The following is a 21809-nucleotide window of genomic DNA, read 5'->3' as shown; positions in this document are numbered from 1 at the left end:
CGAATGTTTTTAACCCTCGGCCTGGCTATCGTCATCGGCTTGCTGCTGGGCCTGCTCGGCGGCGGCGGCTCGATCCTGACCGTGCCCATGCTGGTCTATGTACTGCACATAGAGCCGAAACAAGCCATCGTGACATCCTTCGTGGTGGTGGGCATCTCCAGTTTGATGGCATTGATTTCCCACGCTCGCCGCGGTTTTGTGTGCTGGAAAAGCGGCTTGTTCTTCGGACTGGCCGGCATGGTCGGCGCATTCGGCGGCGGCCGTCTGGCCGCGCACTTTGCCGACGACATTTTGATGGCGCTGTTCGGCTTGGTCAGCCTGTCCACCGGTCTGCTGATGCTGCGCGGAAAACGCGACGAAACCCCAACCGACTTAGCCGTCAACCCCACATCGGTATGTCCGCTGCGGGTGCCGTTTTTCCGCGTACTGTTCGACGGTTTTTTCGTCGGCGGCTTGACCGGCATGGTCGGAGTGGGCGGCGGTTTTTTGATCGTGCCGGCATTGACCCTGCTGGTCGGCCTGCCGATGCAGGGCGCGGTCGGCACCTCGTTGTTGATCATTGCCATGAACGCCGTGGCGGGTCTAAGCGGTTACAGCCAATACGTGGCGCTGGATTGGGAATTGACCGGGCTGGTCGGCGCCGGCGCCATTTTCGGCAGCGCGATTGGAGCCTGGCTCTCGGCCTACGTTAAACCCGCTCTATTGCGGAAAGCCTTCGGGATCATGGTGACGCTGGTTGCCGCTTATGTGCTATCTCAAGCCGTCAGCGCGCAAATGCTCGATTCGCTGCAACAGTGGCTGACGAATGCCGCAGACGCCGGACGCCTGCTGGTCGGCTTGCTGCTGCTGTTACTGCTACTGCGCATCGGTCACTGGGTTCACAAGGCGGACGCCGCCGTGTTCACACTTAATAAAGTTTCAAAGGGCTAAGCCATGGATAGCGAACATTTTGCCAACCTGCATCGACGTTGGAAAACCCGAGTCGACACCATGGGCAACCTGCTGATAGAGATTTTTCATTACCTGGCCCTGTTTGTAATCGGCGCCAGCGTGGTCTGGTCCGGCGTGCTCGCCTATATCGGCATGATGGGGCAAGGCCACGCCACCATCGGCGACATTTTATTGTTGTTCATCTATCTTGAACTGGGTGCGATGGTGGGGATTTATTTCAAGACCAACGCCATGCCGGTGCGCTGTCTGATTTACATCGCCATCACCGCGCTGGCCCGCTTGGTGATTGCCGATGTGCAGGCGCATCACGAGGCCGGCATGGGCATGTTATGGGTATCCGTGGCGATTTTACTGTTGGCGATTGCCACCCGGGTCATCCGCAAACCGCCGTCGGAATCGGAGATCCACTGAACTTAAGTCAAACCGTTTACATCGTCGCGCGGAGACCGACGATCTGCGTCAGGCTAACAAGCTTGACCATCATCAGGGAGTAGTAACCGTTGGGGGACGAAAATACCGCACAAACGGGATTTTCAAAAATGATTACAAAAAGAACCTGTCAAGGTCGAGGAGACATTATGAAATACTCAATCAACCCTTCACGCCGGCGCTTTTTTGCGCAAACCGGTGCTGGATTATTAGCCTATGCGGGATTGCCGGGCTGGCTGCGAGCCATGGAAGGGATGGGCGAAATGCCGAAAATGACGCCTAAAAAAGCCTCGGCCAATTTTCATCCCGATGTCGAAATCGACTTGATTTGTAAACCGTCGACAGTGTCTATACTGCCCGGTCAACCGACTCGCGTACAGCAGTATTTTGCCAAGCTGGTTAAGGGCCCGGCCAACACGTTGACCGAAATTCCCGATTCCTATCTCGGGCCGGTCCTGCGCTTTGAAAAAGGCCAGAAGATCCGTATCAATCTGCATAATCAACTAACCGAACCGACCGTCACCCACTGGCACGGCCTGCATGTGCCGGCGGAACAGGACGGCCATCCGCTTTATGCGATCGACAAGGGTGAAACGCTGGTCTACGAGTTCGAAATGCTCAACCGCGCCAGCATGAACATTTACCACCCGCATCCGCACAATACCACCGCCAAACAGGTCTATCACGGCCTGGCCGGAGCCATATTGGTCAATGACGACGAAGAACGCCGTCTGGAGTTGCCGGCCGGCGAATACGAAGTACCGATCGTGATTCAGGACCGGCTATTCGACGCCAACAACCAATTGCAATATGTGCGTCATATGCACGACCGCATGATGGGCTTTTACGGCGACCGCATTCTGGTCAACGGTCGCGCCAATTTTCAGCTCGACGTCGCCAGTCGGGCTTATCGCTTCCGCGTCCTCAACGGCTCAACGGCGCGCATATACAAGCTGGCCTGGGACGACAAGTCACCGGTCACGGTGATCGGTACCGATGGCGGCTTGCTGGAAACCCCCGTCAACAAACCCTACGTGATGCTGGCCCCCGGCGAACGTCTGGATGTGTGGGCGGATTTCAGCGGGCGCAAAGTCGGCTCCCAGCTTGTTTTGCGCAGCCGTTCTTTTTCCGGCGTATTGCCGAAAATGGCCGAACGCATGATGACGGGAAAACACGGCGGCGACGATCGGCGGCACGGTGGCGGCGGCCATCGCATGGGCATGGGCATGCACGGCAGTAACTTGCCGGTCGGTAGCGATTACCCGATTTTCACGGTGCGCGTGACCAAAAGCGTTAGCGACAGTCCCAAGCTGCCGAACCGCTTGTCCACCATCAAACACTACACCCTGGCCGACACCGCCAACCCCAACAAACCTGTACCCATCGGAATTTCCGAAGGGCCGATGAAAATGGTTCTGAACGGCCGGCCCTACGCCTACAACGACGTTCTGCCCAGCGAACGTATCCCGCTCAACACCGTGCAATTGATGGAGATTTTCCATGCCCACGGCGGCGGTCACGGTGGTGATAAGCCATCCGAGTCCGGCGGACACAAAATGGGACGCATGGGCATGATGGGTGGTATGAATCACGATGGCGATAAAGCTCAGGGCGAAGGCGGTCATCGCATGGGAGGCATGGGAATGGGCATGCGCCACGGCAACGATAGCGGCGAGGGCGGTCATAAAATGGGTGGCATGGGCGGCATGGGCATGATGATGTCGATGGCCCATCCCATTCACCTGCACGGCCAATATTTCCAGATTCTCGGCCGCAACATCGGCATGGGCGAAAGCGATGATTATGCCACCGTCAAGGATGGCTTCATCAATGGCGGCTGGAAAGACACGGTATTGGTGATGCCCGGCGAAAGCGTCAAGATCATCAAGCCGTTCCAGGATTTTAAAGGCTTGTTCATGTACCACTGCCATAATCTGGAGCATGAGGACATGGGCATGATGCGCGACTTTTTGGTGGAATGAGAGCCCGTTCCAGGCGCCAATTATCAGGGAGCAGGATATGTCAATCACCAGCAGACATTTATCGATCGGCGGCATGCATTGCCCGGGTTGCGAGGACATCCTCAGCCAGGCGGTTAGTGCCTTGCCGGGGGTGCGCGACGTTAAAGTCAGTTATATAAATGCCGCGCTGGATGTCGAATTTGATGAGGCGGTCGTCGACGAAGCGCGCATCCGCGCTTGCATAGAAAGCAAAGGCTATGCTGTCTCGACCGTTTCGACATCGACGGCTGACAAAATCAAGCGAACACTGCTTTTTCTGGTCTTATTGATCCTGGTGGGCGGCGTGGCGTTCTGGGGCAAGGGCCTGATGCCGGGCGTAATGCAACAAATCAAGCCGCACATGAGCCATGCCGTACTGCTGGGCATAGGCTTTCTGACCGGCTTTCACTGCATCGGCATGTGCGGCGGTTTTGTGGTCGGCTATACCGATCCGACCCAGACCAAGGCTAGACAGTTGCTGGCACATCTGAGTTACGCCTTCGGTAAGACCCTGTCTTACACGCTGTTGGGCGCGGGTTTTGGCTTGCTGGGGGCCGCCATCGCCATTACCCCGCAAATGCGCGGCGGCGTGGCACTGGCCGCAAGCGTTTTTCTGCTGATATACGGCCTGAAAATGCTCAACGTGTTTGCGCTTCTACGCCGCTTTACCCTGCGCATGCCCAAAACCGTCGACCGGGTGGTAGCCGACGAATTCCGCCGGCCCCGACGCAGCGCTCTGCGCACCGGCTTATTGACCGGGTTGCTGCTGGGGTGCGGGCCTCTGCAAGCCATGTACATCATGGCGGCCGGCAGCGGTGATCCCTTCCAGGGCGGCATGATTTTGTTGCTGTTCGGCCTGGGCACCTTGTTACCGTTATTGGGATTCGGCTTATTCGCCAGCTTGCTGTCGCATGGCGCCATGCGGCAGATGGTTAGGGTTTCCGGCCTGCTGGTAATCGCCATGGGGCTAATGATGGCACAACGCGGCCTGATGCTGCTCAAGGGCGGACACATGCCGGCAATGAGCGGGCAAACCCAAACCGCGCCGCCGGCCCATTAAAACTACTTTTATCGGATTAAAGGAGATAACGCCATGCAGCACGCGCCCATGCAGCCGACCCTGCCTAAACCCAGCCTACTGCGTTGGGAGATAGGCATTGCCATGCTGATCAAAATCCTGTTGTTGATCGGCCTCTGGTTTCTGATTTTTCGCTGGCTGGATAAACCCACCGCCAAACCGGATATAGCCGGGCATTTTGCCTTGCCGGCCGCGCCGCAATCCGGCAATCCCGACTTTTCCTCGCAAGCAAGCCAGGAGCCTTCCCATGTTCGGTGAAGATATTGTCATGCTGTCCCGCATGCAGTTCGGTCTGACCGCGCTGTATCACTTTTTATTCGTGCCGCTGACTCTGGGCATGACCTTCATCCTCGGCATCATGGAATCGGTCTATGTAATGACCGGGCGCGAAGTCTACAAGGACATGGTCAAATTCTGGGGCAAGTTGTTCGGCATCAATTTCGCGATGGGGGTGACCACCGGCCTGACGCTGGAATTCCAGTTCGGCACCAACTGGGCCTACTATTCGCATTACGTCGGCGACATCTTCGGGCCCTTGCTGGCCAGCGAAGGCTGGATGGCGTTTTTCCTGGAATCGACCTTCGTCGGCCTGTTCTTCTTCGGCTGGGACAGACTCAGCAAGGTACAACATCTGTTGGTGACCTGGTTGCTGGCGATCGGCACCAGCGTGTCGGCCCTGTGGATTTTGATCGCCAACGGCTGGATGCAACATCCGGTCGGCGCCGAATTCAATTACGAAACCCTGCGCATGGAAATGACCAGTTTCGCCGATGTTTTCTTCAACCCGGTGGCCCAGGTCAAGTTCGTGCATACCGTGGCGGCGGGTTATGTCACCGGTTCGATGTTCGTGCTCGGCATCAGCTCCTGGTATTTGCTGAACAAACGCGACATCGGTTTCGCCCGGCGTTCTTTCTCGATTGCCTCGGCGTTCGGTCTGGCGTCGGTACTGTCGGTGATCGTGCTCGGCGACGAAAGCGGTTACACCTCTGGCGAGACGCAAAAAATCAAGCTGGCCGCCATCGAATCGGAATGGGAAACCCACCCGGCGCCGGCCAGCTTTACGGTGATCGGCTTCCCCGATCAGGAAAACCGGAAAACCGATTACGCCGTCAAAATCCCCTACGTACTGGGTTTGATTGCCACCCGCTCCATAGACGAAGACGTCAAGGGCTTGAAAGACTTGCGCGAAGAAAGCGTAGAACGCATCAAAAGCGGCATGCTGGCTTACGACAATCTGCAGAAACTGCGGGCCGGCGACCTGAGCGCCAAACCGGCTTTCGAAGCGCATAAAGCCGATTTGGGCTATGGTCTGTTGTTGAAAAAATATACCGACAAGGTGGTGGACGCGAATCAAGACATGATAGCCAAGGCCGCCAACGACACCATTCCCAAGGTCGCGCCCTTGTTCTGGACCTTTCGCATCATGGTCGCCTGCGGTTTCACCATGTTGTTCATCTTCGGCATGACCTTTTATTACTGCGCCACCCGGGTTGCCGACCAGAAGCGCTGGTTGCTACGCATGGCGGTATGGTGCATACCCCTGCCCTGGATCGCCGCCGAAACCGGCTGGTTCGTGGCCGAAGTCGGCCGCCAACCCTGGACCATCTCCGGCGTATTACCGACCCACATGAGCGTGTCCAGCCTCAGCGCCGACCAGCTGTGGTTCAGTATCGGCGGTTTTGCCCTGTTTTACACCGTGCTGCTGATCATCGAAATGTATCTGATGTTGAAGTATGTGCGGCTCGGGCCCAGCAGCCTGCATACCGGCCGCTACTGCTTCGAACCGCGTTCCGCCCACTAATCGCCAGGAAAACTCCATGAACTTTATGCACAAATCTGTTTTGGCCTTACTGATAGGCGCCTCGGTGGGCACGGTTTACGCGCAAGCGCCGGCCAGCGAGCAACGCTTGCACGATGTCGCCGAGCGCGGCAGCCGTGTGATGCCGTTTCATTTGGAAAAGACTCAACATATCTTCGATAAAACCGCGCATGGCGGCATTCAGCAAGTGATTGCCAAGGATGCCGGCGATAGCGAACAAATTGGCTTGATACGCCAGCATCTGGCGGACATTAGCGAGCGCTTCAAACAAGGCGACTTTTCCAAGCAGCGCCGCATCCATGGCGACGATATGCCCGGCTTGGCGGAACTGGCCAGCGCGAATGGCGCGGTGCGATTCGCCTACCGCGACCTGCCGAACGGCGCCGAAATCGAGTATTCGGCCGAAGACAGCGCGCTGGTCGATGCGATCCACCGTTTCTTCAATGCTCAGCTCAGCGACCATGCCCACCATGCGGTCGGCGGCCAGCCTATGAATTGCGAACACAAGGGCCATAAGCATCATCACCCGCACAAACAGTCCCGGCAGATGCCGCAATCCACACAAGGCAAGGAGTAACCCATGTTCGATTATGAAACCATACGCGTCATTTGGTGGCTGTTTATCGGCGTCGTCGGCATCGCTTTTGCCTTGACCGAGGGCTTCGATTTCGGCGTCGGCACTCTATTGCCCTTCGTGGGCCGCAACGATATCGAGCGGCGGGTCATCATCAACACCGTCGGCGCCACCTGGGAAGGCAATCAGGTCTGGCTGATTCTGTTGGGCGGGGCGATATTCGCCATCTGGCCGGCGGTTTACGCCACGCTGTTTTCCGGACTTTACGCGGCCATGCTGCTGGTGTTGTTCTCGCTGTTCTTTCGGCCGGCCGGTTTCGATTACCGCGGCAAGATCGAAGACCCGCGCTGGCGCAATACCTGGGATTGGTGCCTGTTTTTGGGCGGAAGCCTGCCGCCGGTATTACTCGGCGTGCTGGTCGGAAATTTGATCCTGGGACTGCCGTTTCATCTCGACCAGGATTTAAGAGCTTTCTACGACGGCTCGTTCCGGGCCTTGTTGAGTCCCTTTGCCTTGCTGTGCGGGGTGACCGGCTTGTTGCTGACCACCTTTCACGGCGCCTTGTTCCTGAAATGGCGCAGCGAGGGCGTGATTCACGACAGGGCCGTACTGGCCGTCGAAGCGCTGGGCCCCATGCTGTTGCTCGCGCTGGCGGCGGCAACGCTGTGGGTGTTTGTCGGCATCGAGCGTCCGGAAATAACCCAAATGGCGGCTAACGATGCGCCGTCCAACCCGCTGAATAAAACCGTGATCGGCAACGGCGCCGGTTGGTTCGGGCATTTCATGGCGCATGCCTGGATGTGGCTGGCGCCGGTGGCCGGATTTGCCGGTCTGGCCTTGGCCTGGTGGTTGGGCAAGGGCGAATCCAGGATGGGAGCCTTTATGTTCAGCAGCCTGGGCATAGCCGGGATTGCCCTGACGGTCGGCTTCGGCTTGTTTCCCTTCCTGCTGATTTCTGCGACCGATCCACGCTCCAGCCTGACGCTGTGGGACGCCAGTTCCAGTCACTCAACCATGCTGCTGGCTTTCTGGATTACCGTGGTGTTCCTGCCCATCGTGCTGCTGTATACCCGTTGGGTCTACAAAATCATCTGGGGCAGCGTCACCGAAGCCAGCGTCTTGAAAGACACTCACACACTTTACTGAGGAGACACATCATGTGGTATTTCGCTTGGATACTCGGCGTCGGTTTCGCGGCGTCCTTCGCCATCATCAACGCCATGTGGCTGGAATCGGTCTGCGACATCGACCACCACGGTATCGATCAATCCTGCGAGAGTTTGGCGCAACGCGGCAAGGAGAGGCTGTCATGAGCACGGAACGCATCGTCAGAATTGTGGCGGGCTTTTTTATCCTGCTGTCTCTGAGCTTGGGCGTGGAAGGCAGTCCACTGTTCCACTCCGGCAACTGGCTTTGGTTTACCGCCTTTGTCGGCGCCAATTTGTTTCAAAGCGGTTTTACCCGATTCTGTCCGCTGGAAATCATTCTGAAAAAATTGGGCATAAAAGAAACTTGCCGGTAACACCGGCAAAAAAATATCTATCAATCAATTAGGAGTAGTCACATGGCAAAAATAGTAATCGTGGGGGCCGGCATAGGCGGTATACCAATGGCCTTGGAAATGAAGGAAAACGCTCGCAAGGAAGACGAGGTCGTGGTGATCGCCGATACCCCGACTTTTCACTTCGTGCCGTCCAACCCCTGGGTAGCGGTCAACTGGCGCAAACCGGAAGACATCAAGGTGGAACTGGCGCCGATGTTCCAGAAAAAGAATATCGGCTTCATCCAGCAAAAAGTCACGCGCTTTCACCCGGAAGACAATCAGCTCGAACTGGCCGACGGCTCGCGGGTCGCTTACGATTTCCTGATCATAGCCACCGGCCCCAAGCTGGCCTTCGACGAAGTACCGGGCCTGGGTCCGGACGGCCACACCCAATCGGTGTGCCATGTCGATCACGCCGGCGAATCGGGCGAGTTTTGGGATAAATTCGTTGAAGATCCGGGCCCCATCATTGTCGGCGCGGCCCAGGGTGCTTCCTGCTTCGGCCCGGCTTATGAATACATGTTCATTGCCGAAACCGATCTGCGCCAACGCAAAATTCGCGACAAAGTCAAAATGACCTATGTCACCTCGGAACCTTATATCGGCCATTTGGGCCTGGGCGGCGTCGGCGACACCAAGGGCATGCTGGAAAGCGAACTGCGCAATAAAAGCATCAACTGGATTTGCAATGCCAAAATCGACAAAATCGAAGCCGGCATGATGTATGTCACCGAGGTCGACGAAAACGGCCAGGAAAAGAAAAAACACGAACTGCCGTTCAAGCACAGCATGATACTGCCGGCTTTCAAGGGCGTGGATGCTTTGTTTGGAATCGATAAATTGGTCAATCCGCGCGGTTTCGTCATCGTGGACGAGCATCAGCGCAACCCCACCTTTAAAAACATTTATTCCATCGGGGTCTGCATTGCCATTCCGCCCTTGGAGCAAACCCCGGTTCCCACCGGTGTGCCCAAAACCGGCTACATGATAGAGTCCATGGTTACCGCCACCGCGCACAACATTCGCGCCGAACTGGACGGTAAACAACCGAAGGACAAAGGTACCTGGAATGCTTTGTGTCTGGCGGATTTCGGCGACTCGGGCGTAGCCTTCCTGGCCATGCCGCAGATTCCGCCGCGCAATGTGCAATGGGCTTCCAAAGGTAAATGGGTGCATTTGGCCAAAATAGGCTACGAAAAATACTTCATGCGTAAAGTCCGCAAGGGCATCAGCGAGCCGTATTACGAAAAACTGACCTTAAAAATGTTCGGCATTATGCGGCTCAAGGGCTAAAACAGGGCGAAACAGCGGTGAAGTCGCGGCACACGCGCCGCTGTCTTTAATCCGAGAGTAATGAGCGCATCGCCCCGGCAAATGCAAGACAGTCTCGTTGGAGAGACGCATAGTCGCGATGATGGCCTTGCGAATCGCGACTATGCGTCGCTCCTACCATGACTTTAATTACCGTAATTATTATTCGGTCAAAACAACGTAAAACAAACGTAGGCCGGATAAGCGAAGCGCATCCGACCCACACGTCACCAGCGCTGAATAGTTACAAATTACCCGTTCAAACTGAATTCGGATTTTTTCATGAGACACAAACACTTTTGGCAAATACCGTTCGCGTTAATGCTGGTGGTTAATCCGGTCCGCGCCGATTCCGGACCAAGCCCGCATACCCTGGAACAGGCCATGGATACGGCATTGGCCAATAACCCCGAGCTAGGCATCATGCAGGCCCGCATCGATCAGGCCAATGCCCAATTGGGTGAAGCCTTGGCGAACTTTTACCCTCAAATAAAGGCCAGCCTATCGTATCTGCACAGCGATAACCCGGCGCAGGCCTTTGCCATGATCATTGCGCAACGGCGTCTCAGTTTTACCGGCAGCGATTTCAATCACCCGGGCGGCGTCGACAATTACCGTCCGCAAGTGACCGCCAGTTATTCCTTGTTTCGCGGCGGCCGGGATTACTACGGCAAGCAGGCGGCCGAATTGGGCGTGGAAACCTCCGAATATGAAAAATCCGCCACCCGCAATCAACTGCTCAACAACGTCACCGCGGCCTATTACGGCGAGCTGGCGGCCATGGAAGCACACGCCATCAGCCGGCGTTCGATTGAAGCGGTGCAAAGCGAGCTTGCCCAATCGAAAATTCGCTTCGATGCCGGAACCGTACTGAAGTCCGACGTGTTGTCGCTGGAAGTGCAATTGGCCGAAGCCAGGGATGCCGAAATTCAGGCGGCCAACGCCATCGAAATGGCGCAAAGCATGTTGAAAACCCTGCTCGGTCTCGGCGCTGGCGAAAGTTTTCCGATCGATTCGGCCCGGCCGACCGCCTTACCGGACACCCCGGCCAGTTTCGACGACTTGCTCGGTCAGGCCCTGGCGCGCCACCCCGAGTTGATGGCCGCCGAAAAGCGGGTGGCCATGGCCGAACAAAAAGTCAAGATGGCCCAAGCCGCCCATCTACCCAGGGCGGATGCTTTTGTCAGCTACGGCTCCGACAGCAAGGATCTGGCCTACAGCGCCAATCGCGATAACGTCACGGCCGGCGTGATGGTGGAAGTGGACATATTTTCCGGCTTCGCCACCCAGGAAAACATCAAAAAAGCCGAGCATGAGTTGACCGCCGCCCTTGAAAGCGCCCGGCAGACCCGCCTGCGTATCGAAAACCAGTTGAAATCCGCTCAACTCAAATTACAGGACGCCTTGAGCCGCGCCGAAGTTGCCGGGATTGCGGTGGATTCCGCCGAGGAAGCCCTGCGTCTGGTCAACGAACAACGGCGGGCCGGCGTGGTGACCGTGACCCGTTATATCGAAGCGGAAGTCGCCCGCGACAAGGCCCACAGCCGTCAAATCAACGCCCGTTTCGATGCCTTGCGCGCCGAAGCGGAACTCAAGCAAGCCACGGGCTTCTGGCAATAAGGAAATCGAGATGACCGAACACTTTGGCATGAACAAACCGAACTGGTTAATTCCGGCGGCGGCCATCACCGCCTTGCTGCTGGTGATTTTATTCGCCTTGGGAATTTTGGGCGGCGCAAGCAAAACCCCGCCCGGCAATACCCCGCCAAATGCAGCATCCTTGCCGGCGGGCGCGCAAACGCTGCAAGTCGCCAAGCAGGCGGCGGACAATGTGTTGTCCTGGCAAGGCATCGTGCAATCGCGCCTGTCGGCAAAAATCGCCCCCAAACTGAATGCCAGGATTGTGGAAATCGCCGTGCGCCCCGGCGATAGCGTGAAAAAAGGCGACATCATCGCCAGACTCGACGACCGGGACCTGCGCGCGGCCTACCAAGCCGCCAGCGCCGCGCATGTAGCCGCCCAAGCGCAAGCCGGGCAAGCCAGCGCGGACGAAAAACGCATGCTTGGCCTGTATGAAAAACAGGCGGCGACCACACAGGCTTACGAAGCGGCCTTGGCTCAAGCCAAGGCGGCGCGCGCCACGGCGGCTCAAGCCGCCAGTGCGGCCAACCAAAGCAAGGTGATGTTGGGGGAAAACGTGTTGTACGCGCCGTTCGACGGCATCATCGGCGAACGCCTGCAAGAGCCGGGCGACATGGGTTTACCCAATCAACCCATCGTCACCCTGCATAAACCGGACGACTTGCGCCTGGAAGCCGCCATTGCCAGCCAGTGCGCGGCCGCCATCAAATTGGGTATGACAGTCGGGGTGCGTCTCGAGGCCCCTCGGCAAATCTTGACGGCGACGGTGGATGAAATTGCCCCGGAAATCGACCCGCAAACCCGCACCCAAGGCGTCAAGGTCAAATTGCCGAAAGTCGAGGGCGTAAGGCAAGGCCAGTTCGGCTGGCTGGAACTGGCCTGCCTGGCCGAGCAACAAGCCCTGCTGATTCCGGTAACGGCCATCGTGCAATATGGCCAGTTACAGGCGGTTAAAGTGCTGGAGGGTCAAGGCCTGACCACCCGCCATATCCGCGCGGGCAAACAGTATGGATCAAGAATCGAAGTCTTGTCCGGCCTGCGTGAAGGCGAAACCATTCTGATTAGCGGCGCGGCGTCCTTGCCAGGCGATGGCGGGCAGCTGCCATGAAAGACGCCATGAAATCCACCGAAGGGCAAAAAGACAGTCTGACGGTCGCCATCGTCCGTTTGTTTACCACTTCGCACCTGTCGCTGCTGTTTCTGCTGATTTCCTTGCTGGCAGGCGCCGCCGCGCTCTGGTTGACACCGCGCGAGGAAGATCCGCAAATCATCGTGCCGGTGATGGACGTGTTCGTGCAATATCCGGGAGCAACGGCGGAGGAAGTCGAGAAGCGCGTCACCACGCCGCTGGAAGTGCTGTTAAAGCAAATCCAAGGCGTGGAGTATGTCTACTCCGCTTCCAGTCCAAGTCAGGCGCTGGTTACGGTTCGTTACGAAGTCGGACAAAGCATAGAAGACAGTCTGATCAAAACCCGCGACAAACTGGAAGCCAATCTCGACATCATTCCGCCCGGCGTCACCGATTGGGTGGTCAAACCGGTTGAAATCGACGACGTGCCGATTCTGCTGCTCGGCCTGTCCATGCCCAAGTCCGCCGAGGACATCATGTCCATTCGCCGTATCGCCGAAGAGCTGATCGAGCGTTTACGCGCCATAGACGACGTGGGCAAAAGCTACGTGCTGGGCGCCGCGCCGCGGCGGATTTCGGTGTATCCCGACCCCGCGAAACTGCAGGCCGCCGGCGTCAGTCTGCTGGAACTGCAACAAAGCTTGGCCGGCGGCAACGTCAATCTGGCGGCCGGCCGGCTGAATCAAGACAACCGCGAGATCCTGCTGGAAGCCGGACCGAATTACCAGTCCGTGGAGCAAGTCGGGGCCACGGTCCTGAAAAGCGTTGGCGGCAGACTGGTCTATTTAAGGGATGTCGCGGAAATTATCGACGGTGCCGCGGATACCGATTACTACACCCGCATCGGTTTCGGGCCGGGCGTGGGGCAGATGAAAACCGTCGGCCACGCCGGCGACACCCCGCCGGAGGTTGGCGAGGAACGGCAAATGGCCACCATCGCCATCGCCAAGCGGCGCGGCAGCAACGCAGTCGCCGTCGCCGAACAGGTATTGGCATTGACCGAGCAACTGCATGGCAGCTTGATTCCCAATGATGTGCTGGTGACGGTTACCCGCAACTACGGCGAAACCGCCGATCACAAGGTCAACGAACTGGTGATGCATTTAAGTATCGCCATTTTGACCATCATCGTGCTGCTGGCGCTGTCGCTGGGTTTCAAGGAATCCTTGATCGTGTCGCTGGCCGTGCCGATGACTTTTGCGGTGACACTGATGCTGGATTTGTTGTTCGGCTACACCATCAACCGGGTGACGCTGTTCGCCCTGATCCTGTCCTTGGGTTTGCTGGTGGACGACCCCATCGTCGACGTCGAAAACATCCACCGCCATTACAAGATGCGCAAGGAACCGCCGTTGCGGGCCTTGCTGACGGCGGTCAACGAAATCCGTCCGCCGACTATATTGGCCACCTTTGCCGTCATCATGTCTTTCGTGCCGATGTTTTTCATCACCGGCATGATGGGGCCTTACATGGCGCCCATGGCCTTCAACGTGCCGATTGCGATGTTGATGTCCTTGCTGATCGCCTTTACCGTGACGCCCTGGGCCAGTTACAAGTTGTTGAAGGCCGATTACGGCAAGGATCACGGCCCGGAATTCCAATTGCGGGATACCCGAGGATTCAAGATTTACCAAGCGATCATGACGCCGCTGCTGCTCCACAAATCCAAGGCGTTTTGGTTTTTGCTGGCGGTTTTTATTGCCTTCGTGCTGTCCACCCTGATGGCGGTCACTCGGGTGGTACCCTTGAAACTGTTGCCGTTCGACAATAAAAACGAGCTGCAACTGGTGATCGACATGCCGCGCGGCTCGTCCCTGGAAGCGACCGACGAAGTGGCGGTAGCGCTGGGTCGATATCTTGCCACGGTCAACGAAGTGAGCAATTATCAAACCTATGTCGGTCTGGCGTCGCCGATGGATTTCAATGGCCTGGTGCGGCATTATTATCTGCGGCGCGGTGCTTACGTCGGCGACATTCGCTTGGTGTTGGTCGACAAAACCCGCCGCGAGCAACAGTCGCATGCGATAGCCCTGCGCATGCGGCCGGATATCGAGCGCATCGGCAAACAATACGGCGCCAACGTCAAAATCGTCGAAATGCCGCCGGGCCCGCCGGTTTTATCCAGCGTGGTGGCGGAAATCTACGGCCCGCCGGAAGCCCGTTATGCCGACATCATCCAGGTATCAAATCGTGTGCGCGCCGAGCTGGAAAAAACCGCCGGCGTGGTCGATGTGGACGATTATGTGGAAGCCCCGCGGGAGCGTCTGCATTTCATTCTCGATCAGGACAAGGCCGCCTTGCTGGGCATCAACAATCAACAAGTGGCCAATAGTCTGAAACTGGCGGTGGAAGGAGGCATGGCCGGCACCCTGCACGTCGCCAGCGAACGCCAGCCTCTGCTGATAGGACTGCAATTGCCCAGAGCCGCCCGGTCGTCCGAGACCGATTTGCTGACCCTGTCGGTGAAATCGGCCAACGGAGACTTGGTGCGCCTGAGCGAATTGGGCCATTTTGAACGCGAGGGCGGCGACCAGACCATTTATCACAAGAATCTGCAACCGGTTTCCTACGTGCTGGGCGAAATGGCCGGCCGCAGCCCGGTGGAAGCGGTGTGGGATTTGGGCGACAAGCTGGAGGAACAACCGCTGCCGGCCGGCTACCGCGCTGAAATGGCCGGCGAAGGCGAATGGAAAATCACCGTGGACGTGTTCCGCGATTTGGGCCTGGCCTTCGCGGCGGCCATGGTGATGATCTACATCCTGCTGGTTGGGCAGACCGGTTCGCTGGGCGTGCCGCTGATCATGATGATTGCGATTCCGTTGACGGTCATCGGCATCATGCCCGGCTTCTGGTTCATCAATCTGTTTTCGGCTGATGTGGGCCAATACGCGGACCCGGTATATTTCACCGCCACGGCGATGATAGGCATGATTGCGCTGGCCGGCATCGTGGTAAGGAATTCCATCATTCTGATCGATTTTATCGAGAACATTTATCGCGGCAACCCGGATATCAGCTTGACCGACGCCATCGTCGAAGCCGGCGCCACCCGCTTGAATCCGATCTTTTTGACGGCGGCCTCCGCGGTGCTGGGCTCGGTGATGATAGTGCTAGACCCGATCTTCTCGGGACTTGCCTGGAGTTTTATCTTCGGTATTATCGCCTCGACCTTGTTCTCGCTGGTGGTGATACCCCTGGTATATTTCCTGATCAATCGGAATATGCCCAAGGCGGTGGAAGTCGAGCAATAGTCGTTGTATGCTGGGGCCATGCCCCGGCATTCCCGCGCGAAGATCGGTTCCGCCCAATCGGCGTTCCGACCGGCGCTTAATCATGCAATCCTGTTAGGAGGAATCCATCGTGAAACCCATAATCCGCGTTTTTTGTCTGGCGTCCGCCTTGTGGCCTATCCTGTCCATGCCCGTCGCCAATGCCGACCCGTCGCCGGCAAAATTCTCCCGCGAATTGTTATTGAACAAGCAGGTGTCGCTGCCAAGCAAGGAAGTGGACACCAAGGTAATCCGCGTGCACTTTCCCAAGGGCTATAAAACGCCGCTGCATACCCACGAAGGCCCTGGACCGCGTTTTGTCCTGAAGGGCAAATTGAAAATCGAAGATAACGGCCAAACCAATGTATTTGGCCCGGGCCAAGTATTTTGGGAAACCGGCGCTGAAATGACGGTGGAGAATGTCGGCAAGGGCGAAGCGGAAATCATCATATTCGAGATGGCTCCCGCCAACTCGGACGCGCATTAAACTGCCATCCAGCCAATTATCGTCATTTTCCTGATAGAGAAGTCATTAAAGCCGAAGCCCTTACCGACATTCAATATCCGGCAGGAACTCGCCATGGCAACCCCACGGACAAGCCACACACACCCCCTGCAAATCGCCGAAGTCCGCGCGAGCCCGTCGCACGGTCGGATCGGCATTACCTTTTGCCCCGGCAAGCATGACCATTTTGCCCTCACCGGGGCCTGGGAGCGCGACCTCGGTATCGATCTGGACAGCATTTCCGCTTGGGGTGCGAAACTGGTGTTGACGCTGGTGGAGCCCGCCGAACTTTCGGCGCTCAAGGTACCGCTGCTTGGGCACGAGATACGCGCGCGCGGCATGGCTTGGCTGCATCTGCCCATCGCCGACTTTTCCGTTCCCACCCCGGCCTTCGAACGACATTGGCTCACGCAAGGCCGCGAAATACGCGACTTGTTGCGCAACGGCCATGACGTGCTGGTTCATTGCAAGGGCGGCCTGGGCCGGGCCGGCATGATAGCCGCCCGCTTGCTGGTGGAATTGGGCATGGATGCCGATGCAGCTATTCATGCCGTTCGCCGCGTCCGCCAGGGCGCTATAGAAACGCCGGCGCAACTGGCGCTGGTGCGCCGAATCAAGCCCATTCCCTGAGGCAGGGCCGCCGATGAACGAGGTGGATTTTTTGCTCGATACCGACACGCTGCTGCGGGTTGGCGGGCAACTGGGCAGCAACCCGGCCGGCATCTTTCAAGACGGCCAGGGAAGGCGCTATTACGTGAAGTCGCCGGAATCACCCGCTCATGCCCGTAACGAAATGATAGCGGCCAAGCTTTACCGATTGGCTGGCGCGCCGACATTGCCCTACGTGAGTACGATGGCGCCAGACCGGGTCGCTACCGCATGGGTCGATCTCGATAAAAAATGCGTCGCGCATCTCAGCGAAAACGAACGCAAACAGGCGCAACACTGGTTCGGCGTGCACGCCTGGACCGCCAACTGGGACGCCGCCGGCTACCACGGCGACAACCAGGGGGTGGCAAACGGCATTGTGTTGACGCTCGATGTCGGTGGAGCGCTGGCATTCCGGGCCCAAGGCGATCCCAAGGGCAAAGCGTTCGGGACCCAGGTGGATGAACTGGACGTTCTGCGAACAGACCAAGGCAATCCGCACGCGGCCAAACTATTCGCCGGCATGAATCCGGACGACATTGAACGGGCCGTGAAGGTGGTGCTGGGAATATCCGACGAACGGATTGTCGAGACCATCCTGAGCGCCAGCGGCACTCGGGCCCTGGCCGACAAGATGCTCGCGCGCAAGGCCGATATGGCAAGACGCCTGACTGTGGATTTTTCGGCCGGGTAAGCAATGGCTGTTAATTGCTTCCCGTGGCCGGTGGCAACCCCTCGCTTTAAAGAGGGACGTTCACCTTAACCGCTCAGTCATGCGACAGAAGACAGCTTATAAGGGGGCTAGCGCCGAAAGCTCCCGGAGTCTGCGGCGACTCCGGGGTCAACGGCCCTGTTTACAGCAACAAGCGCCGAATATCCGCCAGATTGGCCTTGAGGGCTTCCATGAAGCGAGCACCTTCGGCACCGTCGATGACGCGGTGGTCGTAAGTGATATCCAGCGGCAGCATCAGTTTTGGTTCGAATGCGGAACCGTTCCAGACCGGCTGCACCTTGGCGCGGGTGACGCCCAAAATCGCCACTTCCGGCGCATTCACAATCGGCGTAAAGGCGCTGCCGCCGATGCCTCCCAGGCTGGAGATGGTCATGCAGCCGCCCTGCATGTCGGACGGTTTCAGCTTGCCCTGTCTGGCCAGTTCGCTGACCTCCGCCAGTTCCGTGGACAGTTGGAAAATGCCTTTTTTATCCACATCCCGAATCACCGGTACCACCAAGCCGTTGGGGGTATCCACGGCAATGCCGAGATGGAAATACTTTTTTAAGAACAGCTTATCGCCTTCCGGCGACAAGGAACTGTTGAAGGACGGATACTTCTGCATCGCTCCAACCAGCGCCTTCATGATGAAGACCAATCCCGTCAGTTTGATGCCATCTTTGCCTTGGCCGGCATTGGTGGCTTTACGGAATTCTTCCATTTCGTCGATGGCCACTTCGTCGTGATAAGTCACCAGCGGCAAATTCAGCCAGACCCGGGTCAGGTTTTGTCCGGTCAGGCGCTTGATTTTACTTAAAGGCTTTTCCTCGATTTCGCCGAACTGGCTGAAATCGACGGCGGGAATACTGGGAATACCCGCTCCACCGCCCGCCGCGCCAGCAGTAGCCATCGCCTGCTTGACGAAATTTTGCACATCGCTTTTCAGGATGCGACCCTTGCGACCGCTGCCGGTTTGCAGTTTGCCAAGATCGACGCCGAGTTCGCGGGCATAGAGTCTGACGCTGGGGGTGGCATGAGCTTTAACCGCTTCGCCACTGCTTGCAACGGGAGCCGAGGGTGCGGCCGCAGGCTTGGCGGGTTCGGGCTTGGGGGCTTCGGCCAGCGCTACCGGAGCAGGCGCGGGCGCCGGGCTGGGTTCCGCCGGCGCGGGAGCAGCGGCCGTGGCCGCTTCGCTGACTTCGACGGTGGCGATCAACGTGCCTTCCGCCACTTTATCGCCAGGCTTGATATGCACGGTTTTGATAACGCCGGCCGCGCTGGAGGGCAAGTCCATGGTGGCCTTGTCGGTTTCCATCACCGCCAGGGTTTGCTCCACGGCCACCACGTCGCCGGGCTGAATTAATACTTCGACAATGTCGATCTCGGGCACGTTGCCGACGTCGGGGACCTTTACTTCGATTATAGAACTCATAGGGTGTTTTCCGTTAGATCAGCCGTTAAATCAACCAAGGCGCGGAAACATCCGGGTTGATATTGTATTTGGCAATCGCCACTTCGACCTTGGCGGCCTCGAATTCGCCGGCTTGCGCCAAGGCATGCAAGGCCGCCACGGCGACGTTGTATCTGTCCACTTCGAAGAAACTGCGCAAATTGGCGCGGGTATCGGAACGGCCGAAACCGTCGGTACCCAATACGGTGTAAGGCCGGTTCACCCAGGGCCGAATCTGCTCGGCAAACACCCGCATGTAATCGGTGGCGGCAATGATGGGGCCGGTGGTGCCGCTCAGGCACTGAGCGACATGCGGGACGCGCGGCGTTTCGGTCGGATGCAGGCGATTCCAGCGCTCGCAGCTTTGGCCGTCGCGGCCCAACTCGGTAAAGCTCGGGCAGCTCCAAAGGTCGGCGTCGACGCCCCAGTCTTCGTGCAGCAACTGGGCGGCGAAAATGACTTCGATGAAAATGGTGCCGGAACCCAACAGTTGTACCCGGGGTTTGTTACTTTTCGGTCCCTTCTTGAACAAATACATGCCTTTCAGAATGTCGGCTTCCGCGCCTTCGGGCATGGCGGGTTGATCGTAGTTTTCATTCATCAGGGTGATGTAGTAGAAAATATCTTCCTGATCCACATACATACGGCGCAAGCCATCCTGAATGATCACCGCCAGCTCGCAGGCGAAGGTGGGGTCGTAGGAATAGCAGTTCGGCACCGTGGCCGACATCAGATGGCTGTGGCCGTCTTCGTGCTGCAAGCCTTCGCCGTTCAAGGTGGTGCGGCCGGCTGTGCCGCCCAGCAAAAAGCCGCGGGTACGTTGGTCGGCGGCGGCCCAGATCAGGTCGCCCACCCGCTGGAAACCGAACATCGAATAATAGATGAAGAACGGAATCATCGGCACGCCATGGGTCGAGTACGACGTACCGGCCGCGATCCAGTCGCACAGGCCGCCGGCTTCGTTGATGCCTTCCTGCAATACCTGGCCGTGTTTGTCTTCCTTGTAGAACATCAGCTGTTCGGCGTCCTGAGGCGTGTACAGCTGACCGACTTGCGACCAGATGCCCAGTTGGCGGAACATGCCCTCCATGCCGAAGGTGCGCGATTCGTCGGGCACGATGGGCACGATGCGCTTGCCGATCTGCTTGTCTTTCACCAGGATGTTCAGGATGCGCACGAACGCCATGGTGGTGGAAATTTCGTGACCTTCGCCGGTGCCTTCCAGCAGAGCTTTAAAGGCGGATAGCGCCGGAATCTCCAGCGGGTAGGCCTTGGTGCGGCGTGACGGCAGATAGCCGCCCAGATCGACCCGGCGTTGGCGCAGGTAATTCAGTTCGGCGGAATCTTCCGCAAAACGGATGTAAGGCAGATTGATCAGCTCTTCGTCGCTGATCGGCAGTTGGTAACGGTCGCGGATGGCCTTGATCGATTCCATGCTCATCTTTTTTTGCTGATGGCTGGTGTTTTGTGCCTGCCCGGAATCGCCCATGCCGTAACCCTTGATGGTTTTGGCCAGAATCACTGTGGGTTGGCCGCTATGATTGGCGGCGGCGTTGTATGCGGCGAAGACTTTGATCGGGTCGTGGCCGCCGCGATTCAGTTCCCAGATATCGCGGTCGGTGTAATCCTTGACCAGTTCCTGCAGTTCGGGGGTATTGAAGAATTTCTCCCTTACATAGGCGCCGTCCTTGGATTTAAAGGTTTGGTAATCGCCGTCGACGCATTCCATCATGCGCTTGACCACCAAGCCGTCCTTGTCGCGAGCCAGAATGGCATCCCAGCGCCGGCCCCAGATCACCTTGATGACGTTCCAGTTGGCGCCGCGGAAGTTGCTTTCCAGTTCCTGAATGATTTTGCCGTTGCCGCGTACCGGGCCGTCCAGGCGTTGCAGATTGCAGTTGACCACGAAAATCAGGTTGTCCAGCTTTTCGCGGCCGGCCATGCCGATAGCGCCCAGGGTTTCCGGTTCGTCCGATTCGCCGTCGCCCAGAAAGGCCCAAACCTTGCGGCCTTCGGTATTGGCGAAACCTCTATCCTGCATGTAACGCATGAAGCGAGCCTGATAAATCGCCATGATGGGGCCAAGACCCATGGACACGGTGGGGAATTGCCAGAACTCCGGCATCAGCCAGGGATGCGGATAGGAGGACAGACCGTTACGGCCGACTTCCTGCCGGAAGTTATCCATTTGCTCTTCGCTCAGGCGGCCCAACAAAAATGCATGGGCATAGGTGCCGGGCGCCGAATGGCCCTGCGAGAAAATCAAATCGCCGCCGTGTTTGTCGGAAGCCGCGTTCCAGAAATGGTTTTGCCCCACATCGTACAAGGTGATGGCTGAAGCGAAGCTGGCGATATGCCCGCCGACATTGGTGTACTTATTGGCCCGCAATACCATCATCATGGCATTCCAGCGCACGTAGGAACGTATGGTGCGCTCTATGTCGAAATTGCCCGGAAACTTGGGTTGCTTGTCGACCGGAATGGTATTGATGTAAGGGGTATTGGCGGAAAAGGGAATATCCAGGCCGGCTTGTCTGGCGGTGTCTAGCAGTGTTTCGATCAAAAAGCTGGCGCGGTCGCTGCCTTCTCTTTCAATCACCGCCCGTAGCGCCTCCATCCACTCCTGGGTTTCGGCAGGATCAATATCGTGTTTGGCGGCAATATCGGTGTTGTTGTTCATTAACGGGACCTAGAAAATCGTTGGCTTAGCCCAAAAAGGATACCCGAAAAGGCCGTTTTCAGCATGTTTT

Annotated in this window: 19 protein-coding genes; 17 read left to right on the top strand and 2 right to left on the bottom strand. The window is 57.7% G+C overall.

All coding sequences use genetic code 11. The features are described 5' to 3' along the window. Positions 1 to 3: 3 nt before the first annotated feature. From NP590_RS04550 to NP590_RS04470, 17 genes are all read left to right on the top strand, one after another. Positions 4 to 930 (top strand): sulfite exporter TauE/SafE family protein, encoded by a 927-nt coding sequence (locus NP590_RS04550; RefSeq protein ID WP_256601061.1) that lies wholly within the window; start codon positions 4 to 6, stop codon positions 928 to 930. Between the two features lie 3 nt (positions 931 to 933). Then, entirely contained in the window at positions 934 to 1362 is a 429-nt protein-coding gene (locus NP590_RS04545; protein ID WP_256601060.1) for a phosphate-starvation-inducible protein PsiE, read from the top strand. A 167-nt stretch (positions 1363 to 1529) separates the two neighbouring features. Next, positions 1530 to 3362, top strand: coding sequence for a multicopper oxidase family protein (locus tag NP590_RS04540; RefSeq protein ID WP_256601059.1), 1833 nt, complete (start codon positions 1530 to 1532; stop codon positions 3360 to 3362). A 37-nt stretch (positions 3363 to 3399) separates the two neighbouring features. Further along, positions 3400 to 4440, top strand: coding sequence for an urease accessory protein UreH domain-containing protein (locus tag NP590_RS04535; protein WP_256601058.1), 1041 nt, complete (start codon positions 3400 to 3402; stop codon positions 4438 to 4440). Positions 4441 to 4473: 33 nt separating this feature from the next. Next, entirely contained in the window at positions 4474 to 4716 is a 243-nt protein-coding gene (locus tag NP590_RS04530; protein WP_256601056.1) for a hypothetical protein, read from the top strand. Then, a complete protein-coding gene (locus NP590_RS04525; protein WP_256601055.1) occupies positions 4706 to 6259 on the top strand; it encodes a cytochrome ubiquinol oxidase subunit I in 1554 nt (517 codons plus the stop codon). Before NP590_RS04530 ends, NP590_RS04525 begins: the two co-directional genes overlap by 11 nt. Positions 6260 to 6275: 16 nt before the next feature. Continuing rightward, positions 6276 to 6854 carry an aspartate carbamoyltransferase gene (locus tag NP590_RS04520; RefSeq protein ID WP_256601054.1) on the top strand — a complete coding sequence of 193 codons (579 nt, stop codon included), beginning with the start codon at positions 6276 to 6278 and terminating at the stop codon, positions 6852 to 6854. A 3-nt stretch (positions 6855 to 6857) separates the two neighbouring features. Next, positions 6858 to 7997, top strand: coding sequence for a cytochrome d ubiquinol oxidase subunit II (cydB, locus tag NP590_RS04515; RefSeq protein WP_256601053.1), 1140 nt, complete (start codon positions 6858 to 6860; stop codon positions 7995 to 7997). Between the two features lie 11 nt (positions 7998 to 8008). Then, positions 8009 to 8164 carry a cytochrome bd-I oxidase subunit CydX gene (gene cydX / locus NP590_RS20560; protein WP_371927240.1) on the top strand — a complete coding sequence of 52 codons (156 nt, stop codon included), beginning with the start codon at positions 8009 to 8011 and terminating at the stop codon, positions 8162 to 8164. Continuing rightward, positions 8161 to 8373, top strand: coding sequence for a YgaP family membrane protein (locus tag NP590_RS04505; protein WP_256601052.1), 213 nt, complete (start codon positions 8161 to 8163; stop codon positions 8371 to 8373). The genes cydX and NP590_RS04505 overlap by 4 nt, the downstream gene beginning before the upstream one ends. A gap of 42 nt (positions 8374 to 8415) precedes the next feature. Continuing rightward, entirely contained in the window at positions 8416 to 9687 is a 1272-nt protein-coding gene (locus tag NP590_RS04500) for an NAD(P)/FAD-dependent oxidoreductase (RefSeq protein WP_256601051.1), read from the top strand. 300 nt (positions 9688 to 9987) lie between these two features. After that, entirely contained in the window at positions 9988 to 11325 is a 1338-nt protein-coding gene (locus NP590_RS04495) for a TolC family protein (RefSeq protein ID WP_256601050.1), read from the top strand. 10 nt (positions 11326 to 11335) lie between these two features. Beyond that, positions 11336 to 12454 carry an efflux RND transporter periplasmic adaptor subunit gene (locus tag NP590_RS04490; RefSeq protein WP_256601049.1) on the top strand — a complete coding sequence of 373 codons (1119 nt, stop codon included), beginning with the start codon at positions 11336 to 11338 and terminating at the stop codon, positions 12452 to 12454. Between the two features lie 8 nt (positions 12455 to 12462). Next, positions 12463 to 15726 carry an efflux RND transporter permease subunit gene (locus NP590_RS04485; protein WP_256601048.1) on the top strand — a complete coding sequence of 1088 codons (3264 nt, stop codon included), beginning with the start codon at positions 12463 to 12465 and terminating at the stop codon, positions 15724 to 15726. A 109-nt stretch (positions 15727 to 15835) separates the two neighbouring features. Next, entirely contained in the window at positions 15836 to 16231 is a 396-nt protein-coding gene (locus NP590_RS04480) for a cupin domain-containing protein (RefSeq protein ID WP_256601047.1), read from the top strand. A gap of 93 nt (positions 16232 to 16324) precedes the next feature. Further along, positions 16325 to 16879, top strand: coding sequence for a cyclin-dependent kinase inhibitor 3 family protein (locus NP590_RS04475; RefSeq protein ID WP_256601046.1), 555 nt, complete (start codon positions 16325 to 16327; stop codon positions 16877 to 16879). 13 nt (positions 16880 to 16892) lie between these two features. Next, positions 16893 to 17591, top strand: coding sequence for a hypothetical protein (locus NP590_RS04470; RefSeq protein WP_256601045.1), 699 nt, complete (start codon positions 16893 to 16895; stop codon positions 17589 to 17591). Between the two features lie 160 nt (positions 17592 to 17751). Here NP590_RS04470 and aceF read toward each other — a convergent pair whose 3' ends face one another. Next, the gene (gene aceF / locus NP590_RS04465; RefSeq protein WP_256601044.1) at positions 17752 to 19041 is read right to left on the bottom strand and encodes a dihydrolipoyllysine-residue acetyltransferase; all 1290 of its coding nucleotides are present in this window, start codon (positions 19039 to 19041) and stop codon (positions 17752 to 17754) included. 25 nt (positions 19042 to 19066) lie between these two features. Continuing rightward, on the bottom strand, positions 19067 to 21739 hold the full coding sequence (gene aceE / locus NP590_RS04460; RefSeq protein WP_256601043.1) for a pyruvate dehydrogenase (acetyl-transferring), homodimeric type: 2673 nt from the start codon (positions 21737 to 21739) through the stop codon (positions 19067 to 19069). Between the last annotated feature and the right edge of the window lie 70 nt (positions 21740 to 21809).

Source organism: Methylomonas subterranea, assembly GCF_024505185.1.
GTDB lineage: Bacteria > Pseudomonadota > Gammaproteobacteria > Methylococcales > Methylomonadaceae > Methylomonas > Methylomonas subterranea.
This window is presented reverse-complemented; position numbering and strand designations above follow the sequence as displayed.

Coding starts and splice junctions, on each gene's coding strand:
- NP590_RS04470 (WP_256601045.1), top strand. CDS start 16,893: ATGAACGAGGTGGATTTTTTGCTCGATACCGACACGCTGCTGCGGGTT.
- cydB (WP_256601053.1), top strand. CDS start 6,858: ATGTTCGATTATGAAACCATACGCGTCATTTGGTGGCTGTTTATCGGC.
- aceF (WP_256601044.1), bottom strand. CDS start 19,041: ATGAGTTCTATAATCGAAGTAAAGGTCCCCGACGTCGGCAACGTGCCC.
- NP590_RS04475 (WP_256601046.1), top strand. CDS start 16,325: ATGGCAACCCCACGGACAAGCCACACACACCCCCTGCAAATCGCCGAA.
- cydX (WP_371927240.1), top strand. CDS start 8,009: ATGTGGTATTTCGCTTGGATACTCGGCGTCGGTTTCGCGGCGTCCTTC.
- NP590_RS04550 (WP_256601061.1), top strand. CDS start 4: ATGTTTTTAACCCTCGGCCTGGCTATCGTCATCGGCTTGCTGCTGGGC.
- NP590_RS04485 (WP_256601048.1), top strand. CDS start 12,463: ATGAAATCCACCGAAGGGCAAAAAGACAGTCTGACGGTCGCCATCGTC.
- NP590_RS04495 (WP_256601050.1), top strand. CDS start 9,988: ATGAGACACAAACACTTTTGGCAAATACCGTTCGCGTTAATGCTGGTG.
- NP590_RS04500 (WP_256601051.1), top strand. CDS start 8,416: ATGGCAAAAATAGTAATCGTGGGGGCCGGCATAGGCGGTATACCAATG.
- aceE (WP_256601043.1), bottom strand. CDS start 21,739: ATGAACAACAACACCGATATTGCCGCCAAACACGATATTGATCCTGCC.
- NP590_RS04540 (WP_256601059.1), top strand. CDS start 1,530: ATGAAATACTCAATCAACCCTTCACGCCGGCGCTTTTTTGCGCAAACC.
- NP590_RS04525 (WP_256601055.1), top strand. CDS start 4,706: ATGTTCGGTGAAGATATTGTCATGCTGTCCCGCATGCAGTTCGGTCTG.
- NP590_RS04520 (WP_256601054.1), top strand. CDS start 6,276: ATGAACTTTATGCACAAATCTGTTTTGGCCTTACTGATAGGCGCCTCG.
- NP590_RS04530 (WP_256601056.1), top strand. CDS start 4,474: ATGCAGCACGCGCCCATGCAGCCGACCCTGCCTAAACCCAGCCTACTG.
- NP590_RS04535 (WP_256601058.1), top strand. CDS start 3,400: ATGTCAATCACCAGCAGACATTTATCGATCGGCGGCATGCATTGCCCG.
- NP590_RS04545 (WP_256601060.1), top strand. CDS start 934: ATGGATAGCGAACATTTTGCCAACCTGCATCGACGTTGGAAAACCCGA.
- NP590_RS04490 (WP_256601049.1), top strand. CDS start 11,336: ATGACCGAACACTTTGGCATGAACAAACCGAACTGGTTAATTCCGGCG.
- NP590_RS04505 (WP_256601052.1), top strand. CDS start 8,161: ATGAGCACGGAACGCATCGTCAGAATTGTGGCGGGCTTTTTTATCCTG.